This is a genomic window from Paraburkholderia sp. SIMBA_027, from assembly GCF_046535315.1.
GTDB lineage: Bacteria > Pseudomonadota > Gammaproteobacteria > Burkholderiales > Burkholderiaceae > Paraburkholderia > Paraburkholderia tropica.
On the sequence record NZ_JAWRWY010001472.1, the window covers coordinates 1 to 241 of the forward strand.

General features: G+C 61.4%; 1 protein-coding gene. It reads left to right on the plus strand.

The window, feature by feature from the left end; all coding sequences use genetic code 11:
• Positions 1 to 241 (plus strand): hypothetical protein (locus tag SB764_RS44080; protein WP_410867322.1); only part of this gene is annotated, 241 nt, incomplete at both ends.

A 241-nucleotide genomic window follows, 5' to 3' on the forward strand; every position in this document is an offset into this window, starting at 1 on the left:
CGGGCAACGGTTTGAAGGCTGGCAGGTTGAAGGGGTGCTGGCACAGAGTCGACAGTCCTTGCTGTACCGGGTGCACGACGCCCAGCAGCAGCCGTGGTTACTCAAAACCCTGCCGCTGGACTGTGACGATGACAGCGACGCGGGCCAGGCTTTGCTGTCGGAAGAATGGTTTTTGCGCCGAGTGGCCGGACGCGCCTTTCCTGAAGTTCACGCGGCCGGCGACCGTCAGCATTTGTACTAT